Raw genomic sequence first — 17,998 nt, forward strand, 5'->3', positions numbered from 1 at the left:
TGAAACCGACTCGGGTGCACCGGATGATGACCGACTCGAGCACGTCGACGACAGTTCGTTTCGATTCGGGAGACTGCTAGAAGAATAGCCGCTTTCGATCGAGTAAAATCGTATAAACGTGGGAGAAAGCGGCTGTATGATACGGATAACAAATATCCACTCAGTGGAACGGTCAGTGTGATTGAGCAATGCACGATCTGACCGGCTTCCAGCGCGACCTGTTGTACGTGATCGCAGGTGCCGATCGGCCGTCGGGACAGACTGTCAAAGACGAGGTCGAGAAGTACTACAGTTCGGAGATCAATCACGGACGGCTGTATCCGAACCTGGACACGCTCGTCAACAAGGAGTTGGTCGAAAAGGGCCAGCTCGATAGGCGAACGAACTACTACGCGATCACCGAATCCGGTCGACAGCAGATCGAAGAGCGACGGGAGTGGGAGGCACAGTACGTCGAATTTTAGCGCTGCGAACGCGACGGACTGACCTCCAGCGATCGGTGGCTCGCGTTCGTCTCCCCGTCTGCACGTCCGTCGAGCAGCCGCCGGTTCCTGTCGGTAACACGACCATAACAAAGAACGCGAGAGTACACCGATGGACCGAGAATGACAGTCGCTCTGTTCGCACGGAGATCGAACGCTGACCAGCGAGCGTCGGTGTATAATCGATGAGCCATCGGCGAAATACCTGGATGGGGTTGAGCCTCGTTCGGCGGTATCCGATCGATCTCGCGGCCGTCTCGATCGGTGCGGTACTCGCGTACCTGATCGTGACGTCGGTCGGACGTGAGAGCGGCCTCCGGCTCTTCGTGACGTTTCCGCTCGCCCTCTTTCTTCCCGGTTACGCACTCGTGTCGGCGCTGTTCCCGGCAGGCGCACGCGATCCGGCGGAGACGCCGACCACGACTGCTGAGGGCCGCCCACGAGGAATCGACGTCACCGAGCGCGCCGGACTGGGGTTCGTTCTGTCACTGGCGGTCATCCCTCTGGTCGTCATACTGCTGCCCCTCGCCGGAGTCGGGTTGACTGCGACGTCGATCGTAACGGTACTCAGCGTCGGGACGATCGTCGTCGCACAGGTCGGCGTCGTTCGACGGCTCCGAACGCCGGACAGCGAACGGTTTTCCGTCTCACCGGCCGTGGCTCTCGAGCGGCTCGTCGGCGACGACAACGCGCTCGCGACCGCGTCGACGGTGTTCCTCGTCCTGGCGATCGGGGCGGCGATCAGTGCGTTGTTCGTAGCCGTCCTGTTTCCCGTGTCGGCCGGCGGGTTCAGCGAACTCGCGCTCTACAGCGAAAACGAGGCCGGCGAGGTCGTCGCCGGCGAACTTCCCAGCGAGATCGAGTCCGGGGAATCGATCCCCCTGACGATCGCGATCGAAAACCAGGAGGGGACCGACCGGGAGTACACGGTCGTCGTCCAGGAGCAGTTCCTCGAGGACGGGACGGTCGTCGAGCGCACGGAGTTACGGCGCATCGACGCGACGGTGTCGGACGGCGCGACGGGGACCGGAGAGCGATCGGTGACGCCGACGGCGGAGCCGGGTGACACGGTTCGGATCAGCGTGTTGCTCTACGACGGCGATCCGCCGACTTCCCCGACGAACGAGAACGCAGCCGAGGAGACCCATTTCTGGGTCACGGTGACCGAGGAGTGAGAGCGGGTCGCGACTCGCCAGCCGGAGTTCGTTCGACGGAGTCCGATTTCTTTCGCCCGCCACGGTGATCCTGTTCTCGAGGAGACGGCGGCGAACGTCGCGTTGTGGAGAGCGGTATCGGAATCACCGACAGTCAGTGCGAACCCGATCACACGGACGCGTCGGCGACGTGGAAACGGGTCGACCGAACGGAGCGGTCGCCAGACCGCTCGCACGGAACGGTGTCGAGGGATACCTCGGGAGGAGAGCGCCGGCTGCGGCAGGGAACAGGAGCGGCAGAACGCGGGAATCCGGTCGGCTATCGGCTCGCACGCTGGAACGGAAGCTGTAGCTCCGGACGCCGTGAGACGTGCTGTGCGACCGAGAGACCGAGGACGACGACACAGAGTGCGAGTGCAATGATCGGAGCCATGGCCGTCGTCAACGGTCCGATCGCGAACGCCGCCAGTCCGAACGCGACGCACCCGAGGACCGTCACGGCCGCGTACCGCCGATGCCACTGCGTTTGATCCTCGAGGTGGCGATCGAGATACGGTTCGAAGCGCTCCGTGCTCGGCAACAGCTCGATCTCGTGACCGTCCGGGTCCCAGTCGACGATACCGTGGTCCTCGAGCATGGGCAGGTGGGTCTGGTACAGCGAGATGTAGACCCGCCGTCGCTGTGTTCGGGTCACGTCGTCGATATCGGTGTCGTTCTCCCAGGCGGCGACCTGTTCGACGAGCGGGGCGAGGTCGCAGGACCCGCCCTGCCGTTTCAGGAACTGGACCGTTCGCCGCCGGCGCGCATTGCTAAAGACATCGAACAGTTTGGCTTGCGTGAGTTCGCTGTCAGACATGTGTGCTCTCGTCGTGTCGGATCGGCTCCCGGTCCCGTCCGACGGGTGTGGTCGGATTCCTCACAGCAGGGGATGCCATCGTGTGACACTTTACTATCACACTGCTACCCGTCCGAAAGCGAATTGTACCAGTTAGCACCCGTGACTGACGTCTCATACGAGGGTTTTCGGATCTACCCCGGCGGGGACGCTCCGTCGCGGGCGTAAACGAGCGGGAGACGGCGGTCGCCGTCCGTTCGGCTCGGTGATACTGTAGTTCGTGGCTACGGACGCCACAGGCCGGGGATAACAAAGCCTCGTTACCGGCTGTTTGAGCACGACTGCCCACGCGGGTATCGATTCACTATGAAACGAATACGGGACGGACCACGAGATGAATTACCGGTTCGAACGGACGCGACGGGCCGTCGTCGCGGTCGAGCGAGCGAGAACAGGGGACCCTCGCCGGACGAAAGAGGTGAGAGCCGATGAGCGAAGCGGTCCGTGAGGTGATACGCGGCGACGGTTGTCTGATCGACGACGACGCAACGGTCGGCTACGGCGAGTTCGACGACCCGACTCGGATCGGCGACGACGCGACGATCAGGGCCGGGTCGATCGTCTACGGCGACGTGACGATCGGCGACGGGTTCGCGACCGGCCACGACGTGCTGGTTCGCGAGGGGACGACGATCGGCGACGGCGTCCTCGTCGGAACGAAGACGGTCATCGACGGGGAGACGACGATCGGCGACAACGTCAGCCTCCAGACGTCCGTCTACGTCCCGACGCAGACGACGATCGGGAGCAACGTCTTCGTCGGCCCGGGGGCGGTGTTGACCAACGACGAGTACCCCGTCCGAACCGACGACGGACTCGAGGGGCCGACGATCGAGGACGGCGCATCGATCGGTGCGAACGCGACGCTGTTGCCGGGCGTCACCGTCGGCGAGAACGCGTTCGTCGCGGCCGGTGCCGTCGTCACCGAGGACGTCCCGGCCGACAGTCTGGCCGTCGGGACGCCTGCCACCGTCCAGGACTTACCCGAGCCGCTCGAGGGGGCGAACCAGCTCGCATGACCGAACCGAATCCAGAGACCGACGGCGGTATCGATTCCGGTGGCGGTTCCGAGTCCGGCACTGACGCCGGTGTGGGTACCGACGGGACGGACAGCGAGCTCGGATCGAACGGAGAGCCGACGCCGGTTCCGATCGCTGATCCGGAGCTCAGTGCCGACGCGATCGAACGGGTCGAATCCGTGCTCGAGAGCGACCGGCTCGCCGACGGGCCGGAAGTGAGAGCGTTCGAGGACGAGTTCGCGACCTACTGTGGTGCCGACGAGGGAGTCGCGACGGCGAACGGAACGACCGCGCTCCACGCCGCGCTCGAGGCGCTCGGCGTCCAAGACGGTGACGCGGTGATCACCTCGCCGTTTTCGTTCGTGGCGAGCGCGAACGCGATTCGACTGGCCGGCGGGACGCCGGTCTTCGCCGATATCGATCCCGAGACGTACACCCTGGACCCGGACGCCGTCGAGCGAGTACTCGAGGAGCGAGACGACATCGTCGGTATCCTTCCCGTCCACCTCTACGGGCTGCCCGCCGACATGCCCGCGCTGTGTGCCCTGGCGGACGAACGCGATCTGTTCGTGGTCGAAGACGCGTGTCAGGCCCACGGAGCGGCGATCGACGGCACTCGAGTCGGCGGGTTCGGCGACGCCGCGTGCTTCTCGTTCTATCCCACGAAGAACATGACGACCGGCGAGGGCGGAATGATCGTCACCGATCGGGACGATATCGCCGACCGAACCGCGAGCTACGTCAATCACGGCCGGGACACGAGCGGCACCGGGGGATACGACCACGTCGATCTCGGCCACAACTACCGACTGACGAGCGTCGCCGCGGCGATCGGCCGCGTCCAACTCGAGCGGCTGTCGCAGTTCAACCGCGCTCGGCGGGAGAACGCCGCCGTGTACGACGACCGGTTCGCCGACCTCCCGCTCGAAACGCCGACGGTGCCGGCGGGCTCTCGACACGTCTACCATCAGTATACGGTTCGGACGGACGACCGGGACGGGCTCGAGACGACCCTCTCGGAACGGGAGGTCGGAACCGGCGTCTACTACGAGACGCCGATCCACCGCCTGCCGGCCTACGAAACGGTCAGCACGGCCGCGGCGACGCTACCCCGAGCCGAACGGGCGGCCGACGAAGTCCTCTCGCTCCCCGTCCATCCCGGGCTCTCCGAGCGCGACCGACGGATCGTCGTCGAAGCAGTGTGCGATCACTTTGCCAGTCAATGACTACGAACCGTAGGACGAACACAACGACCGAAGAACCGATTCGGGCCGGTGTCATCGGCGTCGGCTCGATGGGACAGAACCACGCCCGCGTCTACGGCGAACTACCGACCGTCGACCTCGTCGGTGTCACGGACCGTGACGACGAGATCGCCCGGAACGTCGCCCGCGAGCACGGAACCGAGCCAGTCGGACTCGAGGCGCTGCTCGATCGGTGCGATCTCGTCACGGTGGCCGTCCCGACCGGAGCCCACTACGAGACGGTTTCGACCTGCCTCGACGCGGGCGTCCACGTCCTCGTCGAGAAGCCGATCGCCGGGACCGTCGAGGAGGGGCAGCAGCTGGCCGAGCACGCCCGCGAGGCCGGGCTGGTGTTGCAAGTCGGTCACATCGAACGGTTCAATCCGGCAGTCCAGACGGTCGAAGATCTGATCGGCGACCTGGACGTGATCGGCGTCGAAGCCGAGCGGCTCGGCCCGCCGGTCGACCGGACGGCACCGGGCAACGTCATCTACGACCTGATGGTTCACGACGTCGATATCGTCGGGTCGATACTCGACGCGAAACCGCGATCGATCGCCGCGATGGGAACCGACGACGGGCAGTACGCCACCGCGACGATCGAGTACGGCGACGTCGTCGCGACGGTGACCGCGAGCCGCGTCACCCAGAAGAAGGTGCGAAAGCTCACCGTCACCGCCCGCGACTGCCTCCTCGAGGTGGACTACCTCGAGCAGTCGGTGTTGATCCACCGCGATTCCTACCCCGAATACCTCTCGGGCGACGGCCAGCCCCGCTACCGCCACGAGAGCGTCGTCGAACGCCCCCACGTCGACACCGGCGAACCGCTGCGATACGAGCTCGAGTCGTTCGTCTCGGCGGTTCGATCCGGCTCGGAACCGGTCGTCACCGCCGAGGACGGCATTCAGGCGCTCGAGACGGTCCAGTTGATCGACCGGCTCGCGACGGGGCCGACGGACGACGGCGAGGACGATCCGTCTCGGGAACCGGAGGTGGAAGCCTGATGCCCGGAGGTTCGAACGGTCGAACTGACGGAAGCGACGAAACCGACGAAATCGATTCCCGGGCGGCGTCCGGGCTGTACGGCTCGAGCCGGTCGGAACGCCGACAGCGCGACCGGTTGACGAACGGCGAGCTCCCGGTCGCGGTCTACGGACTCGGCAAGATGGGACTCCCGCTCGCGGCCGTCTACGCCGAGACGACGGGCAACGCGATCGGCGTCGACGTCGACCCCGCAGTCGTCGACGCGGTTGCCGACGGCGAGAGTCACGTCGTGGGGGAGCCTGGACTCGACGAGCTCGTCGCCGAACAGGTCGACGCCGGTCGGCTCACGGCGACGACGGACGGGACGGAAGCGGCCGAGACGGCACGAATCCACGTCATCATCGTTCCGACGCTGCTGGATGACGACGACCAACCGGACCTCTCGACGGTCGAATCCGTCGTCGACGATATCGCGGCCGGCCTCGCTCCCGGCGACCTGGTGATCGCGGAATCGACGCTCCCGCCGGGGACCTGTCGCGACGTCCTCGAGCCACACCTCGCGGCCGAAAGCGACCTCTCGCCCGACGAGTTCGGGCTCGCGTTCTGTCCGGAACGGACGTCGTCGGGGACGGCGCTGCGGGACATCCGCGGCCGGTACCCGAAGGTCGTCGGCGGCGTCGACGACGAGAGTACGCGAGCCGCAGCGATAGTCTACGGCGAACTCTCGGACAACGACGTTCACGCGGTTTCCGACGCGACGACGGCGGAAGCCGTCAAGGTGTTCGAGGGGATCTACCGCGACGTCAACATCGGCCTCGCGAACGAGCTGGGTCGACTCGCCGACGAGCTCGGAATCTCCGTCCGCGAGGCGATCGACACGGCCAACGACCTCCCGATGTGTCAGTTACACGACCCGGGCCCCGGCGTCGGCGGTCACTGTATTCCCTACTACCCGCACTTCCTGCTCGACCGGACCGACGAACCGATGCACGTGACGCGGACGGCTCGCCGGGTCAACGACGAGATGCCGTCAGTCGTCGTCGAGCGGCTCGAGCGGGAACTCGAACGCGTCGACACCGACCTCGCTGACGCCTCTGTCGTCGTCCTCGGGATAACGTATCGCCCCGGCGTCGAGGAAACCCGCGCCTCGCCCGCGATCGACGTCATCGACGCGCTGCACGAGCGGGGGGCGGCCGTCGCGGGCGTCGACCCGCTCGTCGATCCGGCCGACTACGGCGCGCGGCCGGTCGCGACGGACGACCTGACCGAGGAGGCGTTCGACGCCGCCGTGATAGTCACTCCCCACGAGGCGTTCGACCGAATCGACTGGGACGCCCTCGAGCCCACGGTCGTCGTCGACGGACGGGACGCGGTCGATCTCTCGGAGACGGCACATCGCGAGTACGCCTTCGCGGGCTCGAGCGACGGCCGGCCGCCGCGTCGTGAGCGAACCCCCGTTTCGGAGACGGAGACCGGATCGACACCGGCGGACGGCGAACCGACGCCTCGGCGGACGGACGGTGGAAACGATGTATAAGGGAAAACGGATCGGCGTCGTCGTGACGGCCTACGACGAGGCGGCGTTCGTCGGTCGCGTCATCGAGACGGTCCCGGACTTCGTCGATCGGATCTACGCCGTCGACGACGGTTCGCCGGACGAGAGCTGGGACGTGATCCGACGCGTCGCCGAGACCATCAACGAAACCGCGGCCGATGGAGACACCGAACCGGCTCTCACGGTGGCCGACGGGGGAGACGACCGGCGCGTCGTCCCGATTCGCCACGAGGAGAATCACGGCTACGGCGCGGCCGTCAAGACGGGCTACCGTCGTGCCGTCGACGACGAGATCGACGTCGTCGCCGTCATGAACGGCGACGGACAGATGGATCCCGCGATTCTCGATCGGATCATCGACCCCGTGGTTACCGGCGAGGCCGACTACGCCAAGGGGAACCGACTCCTCCATCCCGAGGACCGCGAGGACATGTCGCGGTTCCGGTTCGTCGGAAACGCCATGCTCACCGGCCTCTCGAAGTTCGCCTCGGGCTACTGGTCGATCGGGGACCCCCAGAACGGGTATACGGCCATCTCGCGGGAGGCGATCGAGTGGCTCGACCTCGAGTCGATCACCGATCAGTACGGCTTCCTCAATCACCTCCTGACGCATCTCAACGTCGCGGGGTATCGGGTCGCGGACGTGCCGATGTCGGCCGTCTACGGCGACGAGGAGAGCAGTATCAAGTACGTGCCGTTCGTCCGGTTCGTCTCGCTGCTGTTGCTCCAGAGTTTCTGCTGGCGGCTGAAGACTCGGTATCTCGTTCAGTCGTTCAATCCGGCGGTCGTCTTCTACGGGACGGCCGCCCTGGGTCTCGCCGGCGGGCTGTCGGGAATCGTCGGCTCGCTCGGCCGGGCGGCGCGAGGCGAGGACGGCATCGCGGGTGTGGCCGCCTCGTTCGTCGCCGCGTTGCTCGGTCTCGTCTCCCTCGGCACCGCGATCCGGCTCGACGCCGAGGCGAACGAACCCCTCGAGGTCCAGTCGGTCGATCGCACTGGAGCGGCGAAACGGGAGCGAGAGCAGGAGGATCGAACGGCAGCACACCCGGGCTCACGGTAACGCCGGGCTCGGGGACCGCAACGTCGTTCGAACCGCGTCGCGTTCTCGCGACGACCGGCGACGGTACATGCGATTTCTGCCGACGGTGGCGAACGGGACGATATCGACTCCGGAACGGACAGCGGACTCACTCGATGGAGTACGTGACGATGTCCTCGCTCTCGCAGGCGGGACACCGATTCGTTCCGGCCGAGACGTTCGTTCCGCAGTTTCGACACTCGTAGACGACCGTGACTGAGGGGACGCCGTCGCCGTCTTCCGAAGCGGATTCGGGAGTGTTCGCCGCGGTATTTCGACCGGGTAACAGTTCACTGAGGAGTGTGGAGAGACTCATAGAACGGGGGCTTGTCGGACCTTTTCCGGATACGAATAAAAGTGTTTCGTGAGCAACGAGACGACAGTCGTGTCGGTGAGACGGTATCGGCGCGAAGAGCGAACGATCCCTCAGATCGTCCGTGAACGCGGCTGTAGTGCTCGTTTCGTCGACCCGTCGAGTCGGCCGGGTTCGCCTCGAGAGGTGGCCACGTCGACGAGGAGGTCGGTGAGGTTCACCAGCCCGCCCACGTACTCCCGCCGTCGGTCCTGCCACCGGTCGCGTGCATCGTCGTCCGCGAGAATCTCGAGAGATCGATCGCGAATCGCCTCGTACTCGTCGAACTGCTCGGCCAGGCCGGCGCGCTCGAGTTCCCGGAACTCCCCGTACTCGTGGTCGTCGGTCCCGCGATAGCGGAAGGCGGGCGTTCCGAGCAGCGCGGCTTCGGTGGCCATCGTCCCGGTGTCGGCGACCAGCAGCGAGGCCTCTGCCATCGCATCGTGGATCAACGCGGGGTGGAGGTCGTACGGTCGCGCCGGGAGGCCCCGGAGATCCATCTCGTTGCCCTCGTCGGAGACGAAAACGGTCGCCGCCTCGCTCAGCCGCTCGATCAGGTCCCGTCGCTGGTCGGGCCGAAATCCCTCGAGGCCCGCGTCGTGGAGCGCGTCGAGGGCGTTGAATCGGACGATGACGTACGGTTCGTCCGGATCGACGTCGAGGTACTCCCGAATATCCCCGTTCGTCTCGAAGACGTCCGGATGGAGATAGGCGCACTCTTTGAAGCCGTCGAAGGTGTAGTGGTCATCGCCGAGATCGCGGCGAGTGACCGCCGGCGAGAGGATACAATCGGCGAAGGGGCGCGAGACGGTGTGGTTGAAGTCGCCGGGTTCGTCGTCGAGCACGAGTACTACCGGCGTCCGCGTGAGCGTTCCGGCATAGGCGGCGAAGGGGCCGCGACCGAAGACGACGTCGGGAGCGAACCGAAGCGCTTCGATCCCGATCCTGCAAAACTGGCCGCCGAGCTCGCGGGCGAACTGAAGCGTCGAGTATCCGTCCGTCCGGTGGCCGCCGTACACTCGGTAGGGCAGCTCGAAAAAATCGAGTAGGTCGGTCGTACAGGCGTATTCCCGGGTGAGCACGAGCACCTCGTGTCCCGCTTCCTCGAGCCGATCGACGGTGTGTCTGTACAGGTGAACGTGTGCGGGCGTGTTCGCCAGGACGAGGATCCGCATCGACGTTCGCTACCCGCTCTCGGCCCATTGTAATCGCATAGCTACACCGCCTGTCGATCGAACGTCGGCATCTCCGGCCGCCACGTCCCGGTGTACGTGAAGAAAACTCCCGAAGCGGTGTGGCTAACAAAACGACGTCAGTCCCTTCTTTCAGGCACTTCGAGATGGACGTCCTCACGCTTACGACGAACGCCGACGCCCCGTTCATGATCCAGCAGATGGCCGCGCTCGAGGACCGGGGCGTCTCGTTTTCGACGCTGTCGGTCGCCGGCGACGTCGACGCCGATACCGACCGGAGTCCGGCGGACTACGTTCGCACCGTTCCGAAAGTCGTCCGGGAAGCGGGAAACGGCTACGACCTGATCCACGCTCACTACGGCCTGACGGCACCGATGGCGCTCGCACAGGTCCGGAAACCGGTCGTCCTCTCGCTGTGGGGGTCGGACGTACACGGACCCGTTGCCCCCATCAGTCGGCTCTCCGTCCCGCTGTGTGACGCGGTCGTCGTCATGTCCGAACGGATGCGCGAGGCCCTCGGCAGCGACTGCACGGTGATTCCGGACGGCGTCGACCTCGAGACGTTTCGGCCGGAACCCCAGGCTCGTGCCCGATCGAGGGTCGGGTGGGACGACGAGGACGCGTATGAAGTACTATTCCCGTACCCGCCCGCACGCGAGGTGAAGAACCACCCGCGGGCCGAACGGATCGTCACCGTGGTCGACAATCTCCTCGAGCGCCCGGTGCGGCTCCGGACCGTCTACGGCGTCGATCACGACGCGGTCCCGGACTACATGAACGCCGCCGACGCGCTCCTGTTGACTTCCGACAGCGAGGGATCGCCCAACTCGGTGAAGGAGGCGCTGGCCTGCAATCTCCCCGTGGTCGCCCTCGACGTCGGCGACGTCCGGGAGCGACTGGCCGGCGTCGACCCGTCGCACGTCGCCACCAGCGACGACGAATTGATTCGCGGACTGATCGACGTCCTCGAGCGGGGCGAACGGTCGAACGGCCGGGAGGCCGCCCGCGAGGTCAGTATCGACCGGACCGCAGAGCGGATGCTCGAGGTCTACGAGCGGGTCGCCGGCCGGCCCATCGAGACCGAGGGCGAGAAGCGGCCCGCACGGAGCGTCCCTCGAGTCGAGTGAGCTCACCGAAGCGTCATCTCCGGGGCAAGTGGTTCACGTCGGACCGGAGTCCGTCACAGTGCGAGTGAATTCAGTCTGCGAGACCGGCCGTGTATCGTCACTCGACCTCCGACACGGAGGTGGAGTGTGAGTGCTAGTTCTCGGTGTCGCCCTCGAGCGCGACGCAGTCGAGCTCGATCGTCTCGAACGCCTGATCGCTCGAGAGGATCGCGTCGTTCGCGAGCGCTGCGTGGAAGGCATCGAACGTGTTTAACCCGTCGTCGATGTACGCCGACGCCTGAAACACGGTATCCGGATCGACGTCCGTCTCGGCGAGTTCGATGATCGCGAGCGTCGCTTCCTCTCGATCGAATGCGAACCGCTCCTCGACCAGAAAGAGTTCGATGAACGTCGCCAGCGAGACCTCGAGTTCGCCGCGGTGCTCGTCGAGTTTCGATTCCGCGCGATCGGCGAGCCAGTCGTCGGCTTTGAGTAGCGCGAGCCAGAAATCCGTATCAGCGTACATGCTCGGTCGCTTGTTCCCGACCTTCGTCGAGCCCAGCCTCCCGCAGTTCGTCCATGGACGCGGCTTTCAACTCGTCGCTGGCGGCGTTGCGCAGCGACTCCAGTGGATCGTCCGGAACGGGCATGAGTTTGATACCGTCTTCCAGTTCGACGAGCCGATACCGCTCGCCGAAGCGCTCGCGGACCGCCTTCGGAATCGTGATCCGTCCGCGTTCGTCCGTGGTGATCTCGGACATACCTACCTAATGACGACGAGCGGGCAAGAGATAAATCTATTCCCATTCGTTTATCACGAGTGGGATCTACGGAGTCCATTGACCAGTTATCCTGGTGTGATGTGAGTCACGAGAAACTACCCGGGTCCACTTCGATTCGTCCGGATCGACGATCGGACTTATTGGACTTCCGCCCGATACCACGCCATCGCCTCGGGCACGTGCGCCTCGAGGGGCTGATACTCGTAGCCCAACTCCTCGCTGGCTTTTCTCGAGGTGTAGAACAGCCGCTGGGTCGCGAGCTGGGCCATCTCTCGGTCGAAGGGGAATACCCGGCGATCGGCGACGGCGTCGACGACTTCGGCGACGGGGCCGGCGGCGTGGATCGCGGTCGCGGGAACGCGGATCCGTGCGGGGGAGCCGTCGGCGGCGTCGGCGATCCGGGAGACCGCTCGCTGGTAGGTGAGGTTCTCGCCGCCGAGGATGTAGTGTTCGCCGCTGGAGCCGTGCTCGGAGGCTGCTACCAGGCCGTCGACGACGTCCGAGACGCCGACGATGCTCAGGCCGCCCGGGAGGTGGGCGGGCATCGTTCGTTCGACGCCCATCGCGAGCAGCTGGGCGGTGAACGCCTCGTCGCCGGGGCCGAAGATCGACGTCGGGTGGACGGTGACGGCATCCCCGTCCGTTTCCGCGTATCGATCGACCAGGTTCTCCGCCTCGGCTTTCGACGCCTGGTAGGCACCGATCGGTTCGGCCACGTCAGTCTCGTCGGCGAAATCCGCGTCACCCTGTGGTCGGCGCGTCCCGGCGGTGCTGGTAAACACCACCCGACCTGCATCGCTGCGACGACACGCTTCGAGCACCTGCTCGGTCCCGTCGCGATTCACCTCCCGGACGGTCTCGGGGCCGGCGTCCCAGAGGCCGATCCCCGCGAGGTGGAAGACGGCGTCGGCACCGTCGACGAGTTCTCGCAGCGTCTCGTCGTCGAAGAGATCGCCGACGTACCAGTCCACGTCCTGAAGCTCACCGCGGTCGGACGTCGGTCGGCTGAGCCCGCGGACCGTCCAGCCCGCCTCGAGCAGGCGGTGACAGAGGGCCGACCCGAGGAACCCGGTCGCGCCGGTGACCGCCGCGGTCCGAGATTCGGTCGTCGCGGTCATCGACCACCCTCGAGTTGCGGCGGGACGGCGTCGCCGGCCACGGCCGCGTAGACGCGGTAGGCCGTTGAGACGGCGGGATGCGTGTCGTCCGCCGGTGGCAACCCGCCCGCCGGTATCCGGTCTCGGAGGCGTTCGAGGTCGACGTCGACTCCCTCCACGGCGACCGGTCCCTCGTCCCCGCGAGCCGTCTCGAGCGCCTCATCGGTCTCGATCGACCGCCCGAGCAGTGAGGTCGCGACGGCGTCGACGGCGGGTGCCGATCCCGCGAAGAGCGTGTTCGCGGCGACGGGATCGCCGCCGTATGCGGTCGTCGCGTCCAGCACCGCAATCGCAGGATCGAGGACGCGCGTCGCCGCGATCGGGGCCCGCGAGGGGGCTGCGTCGCACTCGACGAGCGAGCCGAGCGTTCGCATCGCACCCGCGGCCGGCCCGTCCTCGGTCGGCCGTAGCGACGGCACGACGACCACGCGACTCTCGGCGAGGCGATCCGGTACCGAGAGCGAGACCGGACGCCCGTCGATCGCGCAGACCTCGTCGGTCCGAGCGTCGTCCGCCAGATCGACGACCGTCGCGTCGAATCGCTCCAGCAGGCTCACATAGCCGAGATACGCCGCGGTTCGGTCGAAAGAGATCCGCTCGTCGCTCGCGCCGGCGACGGCGATTTCCGCGTCCGTCCGCCGCTCGAGGCGGGCGACGATCGAGCCGACGACGGCGGGGTCCGTGACCATGCCCGACGAGGGGTGGAACGGGTAGTGTGCATCCGGCACGACGGTGATCCGATCGGCGTCCGCGAGCGTCTCGAGGGCCGACCCGAGCACGTCTCGAACCGGCGACTCGAGGGCGGCCATTCGGGCGTCGATATCGGGAACCCAGCCGCGGCGGTCGGCGGCGTCGACGGCGGCTGCACGGACCGGCGCGGAGCTCATGGGGACACCTCCGGCGTCTCGAGCCCGTCGGGAGCCGCGTCCGCCTCCTCTCGGTCCGCGGCGAGCTCGTAGGCCCGTTCGGCGAGCGCGAGCGTGCGCCGGCCGTCGGCCCCGTCGATCGGCGGCTGCTCGCCCTCGCGGACCGCGGTGCAGAAGTCCGCGAACGCGTCGTAGTGGGCCTGGAGGTAGAACGTGGGACCAAAGACGTCCGGCTCGTCCCCGGTAAGTCGACTCGCGACGTTCGACAGCGCCGATTTAGCCGCGCCCGCGTAGAAGTTCTCCGGCAGGTGGTCCTGGTTACTGATCGTCCCCGTCACGCCCTCGAGGCGCAGCCGGGTGTTGACCTCCGGCAACTGCTCCCACTGGTAGGTGCCACAGTGGAGCGTGATCGTCGTTCCCGTCTCCGGCGCCTCGACGAGCACGGTCGCGGCGTCCTCGGCCTCGGTATCGAGCGTCCGCCCCATCGCCGCGTCCCTGATCTCGAGGTCGCCGAACAACCACTCGAGAACGTCGAAACAGTGAATTCCAAGTTCGAACAGCGAGCCGCCGCCGGCCGCGTCGGGGTCCATGGGCCATTCGGGCGGCGCCTCGCCGGCGGGCGGTCGACCGAGCGGGTGATCGTTGAGTCGCGTGATCGAGGCGTAGGGAACGTGGCCGACGCTCCCCTCGTCGTAGGCGTCTTTGACTCCTGCCATGTCGGGCTGGTAGCGCAGCGTGTGATCGACACCGACGGCGATCCCCGCCTCGCGGGCGGTCTCGAGCAGTCGATCGGCCTCCTCGGTCGATCGGGCGAGGGGTTTCTCGACGAAGACGTCGACGCCGGCCTCGGCGGCCCGCTCGACGGCGTCGGCGTGGAGGAAGGGAGGAAGAGCGACGACCGCCGCGTCCAGCTCCTCGGACTCGAGCAGCGTCCCGTAGTCGTCGTACGTGCGAGAAACGCCGGCACGTTCGGCTCGCGTGCGGTTCTCGGGAACGGCGTCGGCGGCCGCCACGACCTCGACGCCGGACATCGAGACAGCCGATTTCAGGTGTACTGAGCCGATGTTTCCGACCCCGAGAACGCCGAGCGACAGTCCAGTCGAGCCGGTCAATCGGTTCAAAAGCGGTAGTGCCATCTGCCAGAGACCGGGGCAGCAGCGGGCTTTGTTATCGGCGTCGTATCAATCTGGGGCCGCGTGTAGCATCTCGTTCACGCTCGCTCGCCGGCTGTAGCCACGGAATTCGATCATGACGGACGACAGGTCAGTTCCAGCTCACGGTCGGATGGCCGTCGGCCACCGTCGACACGCCGGTGATTCGACAGGCGACGTCGGCCATCGTCTCGACGGTCAGATCGGTCTCGGAACGGCGCTGATCGAGGTAGGCGAGGATCGCACGCATGCGACGATCGTCCCGCTCGTGGGTCAGGTTGTTCGGGTGGAGCCACATGTGGAAAACCCCGTCGTTCGTCGCTGCTTCGTCGATGCCGTACCGAGCGAGCGCGACCATCGGATCCTCCCAGACCGATTCGGCGACCGTCCGCGCGTGCCCCTCGAACCCGAAGAGGAATATCGAAGCGGGTATATCGACGAGCCCGTGTTCGTCGATGGTGGGTTCCACGAGTATCGATCGGTTGAGCACCGTCAGGTCGAACATACACCGAACGCCGTATCCGGTCGGCGATTTGCTGCGATAGGCGCTGATCCCATGGTCGGCCAGAACGTCACGGTGGCCGACGTCGTTGCGCGGATAAACGAACGATTTGACTGACTGGTTCCAGTCCGTGGCGATTTCGATACTGCGCTCGAGTTCGGCGACTGCGAGCTCGCGGTCCGTCTCGGGCCGACCGAAGAGGACGTGGGAAAACGAGTGGCTGGCGAACTCGTGATCGACGTCCGACTCGAGGGTTTCTCGCACGAGGTCCGGACCGAAGCGCAAGTCTTCGCGATCCCGCCAATCGCCTCGTTCGCGTTCGAACCAGCCGTCCGGGGCCGGGTGGTCGGCGTGCTCTCCGTCGCAGCGATCGAGCAGCAGGTGACCAACGACCGCCCAGGTCGCCGGAATGTCGTACTCCGAGAACAGATCGAGCAAAACCGACCACCCGCGGCGACCGGCCTCGACCCGTTCGGACGGCGGATTCGGAAGATCGTGAAAGCCCCAGCCCAGTTCCGCATCGAGAGAGATCACGACGCTACCCACAGCAACCACCCCGTCGGTCCTGTTCCATAGCCCAACTGCTTTCTCTCGGATATCTTTGTTATGAATTTCCTGCCTGGGTCACTTGTCCTCATCGTGAGCGTACGCGGCCAGTAAGCGGGAATTGTGCGCGAGGGTCGGTGAGATTAGCAGTAATTCGATCGAACAAGAACACGTCAATCGAGCCGGATACTGAAGCATCTCTATAACAAAGCGGTCCTCGGCCGATCAGCAGGATAGCAGGCGTTCGTAACGTCTCAACTGTTCAATCATGAGCGGATCTACAATACCCTCCGAGCGAGCGTTCGTGCTCGGACTCGACGGCGTACCGTGGAGACTCATCGAGCGATGGAGCGACGAGGGTGAACTCCCGAACATCGCCCGGGTTCGCGAGGAAGGCGCATCCGGTACGCTCGATAGCACGCGTCCACCGACGACGCCGCTCGCGTGGCCGTCGATCGCGACGGGCGTCTGGCCGGACAAGCACGGCATATACGGCTTTCAAAACCTCTCTTCGGAGTATAGTCACGAAATGTATACGAGCCGCGATCTCGCACAGCCGGCCCTCTGGGACCAGCTCGGACCGTCCCACGTCGGAAACGTGCCGATGACGTATCCGGTCCGCGAGATCGACGGCACCATGGTCACCGGGATGATGACTCCCTCGACGGATCGGGAGTTCGCGCACCCGCCCGAACTACAGGACGAGATCGACGCCCGGATCCCGAACTACGAGATCAGCCTCGACTACCCCGAGTACGCCGATCGACCGGACGAGTTCGAGGCCGCCGTCGACGAGATGCTCGCCAAACGCCGCGAACTCATGCAGATCCAGATGGATCGGGCCGGTGACGACTGGCAACTGTTCTTCTTCGTCTACACCGCACCCGACCGGTTCCAGCATCTCGTCTGGGACATGGATCGATTACTCGCTCACTACAAGAAACTCGATCGGATCGTCGGCGACGTCGTGGACTACACGGACGACCACGACGCGGACCTCTACATCGTTTCCGACCACGGCTTCGGCCCGATCGACGAACTCGTCTACGTCAACCGTATCCTGGAACGGGAGGGGTACCTGTTCCAGCGCGAGGACGAGGGTACTCGAGGGGCGCTCGCGAGCCTCGGTATCTCCCGCGACGCCATTACCGGCGCACTCAGCCGCGTCGGGATCACCGAAGAAACGCTCGTGCAGTCGCTCCCCCGACGGCTGGTCGACTCCGTCGCCGAACAGATCCCCGGCGACCACGCCCTCTACGACGTCGACTACGACCGCACCGTCGCGTTCGTTCACGATACGGGCAACTGCTACATCAACGACACCGACCGCTTCGATAGCGGTCTCGTCGCCCCGAGCGAAGTAGCGCAGGTGAAAGCCGACATCAGAGCCGCGTTCGAGTCGGCCACCGACGAGAGCGGCGACCCGCTACTCGAGGTTCACGACGGCGACGAACTGTTCCCGACGGACGACGAGTCCCCGGATCTGGTGGTTAGCGGCCGCGGGGTCTACGAGTCCCGGAGCGGGATGTCCGAATCGGTCCTCGGCGACACCGGTACCTACGAGGCGAGTCACCGCAGCGAGGGGATCGTCCTGTGTCGCGGTCCCTCGATCGCAGCGGGGGCAACGTTGCGCGGTGCCCGCGTGGTCGACATCGCACCGACCCTGCTTCACGGAATCGGCGAACCGGTGCCGAAAAACGCCGACGGGCGGGTGCTGTTCGATGCCTTCGACAACGAAGCCACGCCGGCGAAGACCAAAGTCGAACGCACGGCGACGAGTCGGCTCGAAACCGACGAGGAGGTCGACGAGGAGTTCGGCGAGGTCGAAGATCGACTGAAGGGGCTCGGCTACATGGAGTGACGGAGGCCCGCCGAACGACGTGCCGGACGACACGTGGCGCTGTCCGCACAACGTGCTCGACGAATCGCGTT

At 65.9% G+C, this 17,998-nt stretch carries 18 protein-coding genes; 9 read left to right on the forward strand and 9 right to left on the reverse strand.

Annotated features, from left to right (window positions below; genetic code table 11):
- Positions 1-188 precede the first annotated feature (188 nt).
- Both LDB05_RS07390 and LDB05_RS07395 read left to right on the forward strand, forming a co-directional pair.
- Entirely contained in the window at positions 189-464 is a 276-nt protein-coding gene (locus LDB05_RS07390; RefSeq protein WP_226007278.1) for a PadR family transcriptional regulator, read from the forward strand.
- Between the two features lie 203 nt (positions 465-667).
- Complete coding sequence (locus LDB05_RS07395) at positions 668-1,657, forward strand: DUF1616 domain-containing protein (protein ID WP_226007279.1); 990 nt, start codon at positions 668-670, stop codon at positions 1,655-1,657.
- Between the two features lie 298 nt (positions 1,658-1,955).
- Here LDB05_RS07395 and LDB05_RS07400 read toward each other — a convergent pair whose 3' ends face one another.
- Positions 1,956-2,492 (reverse strand): DUF7344 domain-containing protein, encoded by a 537-nt coding sequence (locus tag LDB05_RS07400; RefSeq protein ID WP_226007280.1) that lies wholly within the window; start codon positions 2,490-2,492, stop codon positions 1,956-1,958.
- A 467-nt stretch (positions 2,493-2,959) separates the two neighbouring features.
- On the opposite strand from LDB05_RS07400, the gene LDB05_RS07405 reads away from it, so the two are divergent.
- Genes LDB05_RS07405 through LDB05_RS07425 form a run of 5 tightly spaced genes read left to right on the forward strand, consistent with a single transcriptional unit; the run spans position 2,960 to position 8,393 of the window.
- The gene (locus tag LDB05_RS07405; RefSeq protein ID WP_226007281.1) at positions 2,960-3,550 is read left to right on the forward strand and encodes an acyltransferase; all 591 of its coding nucleotides are present in this window, start codon (positions 2,960-2,962) and stop codon (positions 3,548-3,550) included.
- Positions 3,547-4,776: a DegT/DnrJ/EryC1/StrS family aminotransferase gene (locus tag LDB05_RS07410; RefSeq protein ID WP_226007282.1), complete on the forward strand. Its 1,230-nt coding sequence runs from the start codon at positions 3,547-3,549 to the stop codon at positions 4,774-4,776. Before LDB05_RS07405 ends, LDB05_RS07410 begins: the two co-directional genes overlap by 4 nt.
- Positions 4,773-5,798 carry a Gfo/Idh/MocA family protein gene (locus tag LDB05_RS07415; RefSeq protein ID WP_226007283.1) on the forward strand — a complete coding sequence of 342 codons (1,026 nt, stop codon included), beginning with the start codon at positions 4,773-4,775 and terminating at the stop codon, positions 5,796-5,798. Before LDB05_RS07410 ends, LDB05_RS07415 begins: the two co-directional genes overlap by 4 nt.
- Entirely contained in the window at positions 5,798-7,315 is a 1,518-nt protein-coding gene (locus tag LDB05_RS07420; protein ID WP_226007284.1) for a nucleotide sugar dehydrogenase, read from the forward strand. The genes LDB05_RS07415 and LDB05_RS07420 overlap by 1 nt, the downstream gene beginning before the upstream one ends.
- Positions 7,308-8,393, forward strand: a complete 1,086-nt coding sequence (locus LDB05_RS07425; RefSeq protein WP_226007285.1) for a glycosyltransferase family 2 protein — start codon at positions 7,308-7,310, stop codon at positions 8,391-8,393. Before LDB05_RS07420 ends, LDB05_RS07425 begins: the two co-directional genes overlap by 8 nt.
- 127 nt (positions 8,394-8,520) lie before the next feature.
- Here the strand turns inward: LDB05_RS07425 and LDB05_RS07430 are convergent, their stop codons facing one another.
- Both LDB05_RS07430 and LDB05_RS07435 read right to left on the reverse strand, forming a co-directional pair.
- Positions 8,521-8,727 (reverse strand): hypothetical protein, encoded by a 207-nt coding sequence (locus LDB05_RS07430; RefSeq protein WP_226007286.1) that lies wholly within the window; start codon positions 8,725-8,727, stop codon positions 8,521-8,523.
- A gap of 110 nt (positions 8,728-8,837) precedes the next feature.
- Complete coding sequence (locus LDB05_RS07435; RefSeq protein ID WP_226007287.1) at positions 8,838-9,938, reverse strand: DUF354 domain-containing protein; 1,101 nt, start codon at positions 9,936-9,938, stop codon at positions 8,838-8,840.
- Between the two features lie 164 nt (positions 9,939-10,102).
- Here LDB05_RS07435 and LDB05_RS07440 point away from each other — a divergent pair, with 164 nt between their 5' ends.
- Positions 10,103-11,083, forward strand: a complete 981-nt coding sequence (locus tag LDB05_RS07440) for a glycosyltransferase (RefSeq protein ID WP_226007288.1) — start codon at positions 10,103-10,105, stop codon at positions 11,081-11,083.
- Positions 11,084-11,216: 133 nt separating this feature from the next.
- On the opposite strand, the gene LDB05_RS07445 is transcribed toward LDB05_RS07440, so the two are convergent.
- The 6 genes from LDB05_RS07445 to LDB05_RS07470 all read right to left on the reverse strand — a co-directional run bounded on the left by LDB05_RS07445 (position 11,217) and on the right by LDB05_RS07470 (position 16,066).
- Positions 11,217-11,588 (reverse strand): PIN domain-containing protein, encoded by a 372-nt coding sequence (locus LDB05_RS07445; protein ID WP_226007289.1) that lies wholly within the window; start codon positions 11,586-11,588, stop codon positions 11,217-11,219.
- Positions 11,578-11,823: an AbrB/MazE/SpoVT family DNA-binding domain-containing protein gene (locus tag LDB05_RS07450; RefSeq protein ID WP_226007290.1), complete on the reverse strand. Its 246-nt coding sequence runs from the start codon at positions 11,821-11,823 to the stop codon at positions 11,578-11,580. The genes LDB05_RS07445 and LDB05_RS07450 overlap by 11 nt, the downstream gene beginning before the upstream one ends.
- A gap of 158 nt (positions 11,824-11,981) precedes the next feature.
- Positions 11,982-12,962, reverse strand: a complete 981-nt coding sequence (locus LDB05_RS07455; RefSeq protein WP_226007291.1) for an NAD-dependent epimerase/dehydratase family protein — start codon at positions 12,960-12,962, stop codon at positions 11,982-11,984.
- On the reverse strand, positions 12,959-13,888 hold the full coding sequence (locus LDB05_RS07460; RefSeq protein ID WP_226007292.1) for a DUF362 domain-containing protein: 930 nt from the start codon (positions 13,886-13,888) through the stop codon (positions 12,959-12,961). Before LDB05_RS07460 ends, LDB05_RS07455 begins: the two co-directional genes overlap by 4 nt.
- Entirely contained in the window at positions 13,885-15,003 is a 1,119-nt protein-coding gene (locus tag LDB05_RS07465) for a Gfo/Idh/MocA family protein (protein ID WP_226007293.1), read from the reverse strand. Before LDB05_RS07465 ends, LDB05_RS07460 begins: the two co-directional genes overlap by 4 nt.
- 127 nt (positions 15,004-15,130) lie before the next feature.
- Positions 15,131-16,066, reverse strand: a complete 936-nt coding sequence (locus LDB05_RS07470; RefSeq protein ID WP_226007294.1) for a polysaccharide deacetylase family protein — start codon at positions 16,064-16,066, stop codon at positions 15,131-15,133.
- Positions 16,067-16,334: 268 nt separating this feature from the next.
- Between LDB05_RS07470 and LDB05_RS07475 the strand changes: the two genes are divergently transcribed.
- The gene (locus LDB05_RS07475) at positions 16,335-17,927 is read left to right on the forward strand and encodes an alkaline phosphatase family protein (protein WP_226007295.1); all 1,593 of its coding nucleotides are present in this window, start codon (positions 16,335-16,337) and stop codon (positions 17,925-17,927) included.
- Positions 17,928-17,998 lie beyond the last annotated feature (71 nt).

It is taken from the genome of Natrinema salinisoli (assembly GCF_020405205.1).
GTDB lineage: Archaea > Halobacteriota > Halobacteria > Halobacteriales > Natrialbaceae > Natrinema > Natrinema salinisoli.